Raw genomic sequence first — 285 nt, 5'->3', positions numbered from 1 at the left:
TCGGCGCTTGCGCGGACTGCGCTTCGAGATACGCCCGCAGGTCCTCGACGGTGGTCTCCTCCACCACCCAGGGCAGGTTGTGGCGCTTGGCGTAGAAGGCCGCGAATCCCCTCAAGTCGCTCTGGTACCCGATGACCGTCTTCCGGCTCCGGCCCTGGCGCAAAAGGTGCGCCCCAAACGCCGTGATGGCTTCTTCGCCCAACATGGCACTCGCCTCCACAGGCCGCCCGGCCCGGGCCCCGGCACCCAGGCTGCGGTTCGGCGCAAATTCTCCCCCTTGCGCGC

1 protein-coding gene is annotated in these 285 nt (G+C 69.1%); it reads right to left on the bottom strand.

Going from position 1 to position 285, the window contains the following annotated elements:
- Positions 1-205 (bottom strand): site-specific integrase (locus AC27E8_RS00145; RefSeq protein WP_487111307.1); only part of this gene is annotated, 205 nt, incomplete at its 3' end.
- Positions 206-285: the final 80 nt, after the last annotated feature.

The organism is Alicyclobacillus sp. CIJ1 (genome assembly GCF_057538885.1).
This window is presented reverse-complemented; position numbering and strand designations above follow the sequence as displayed.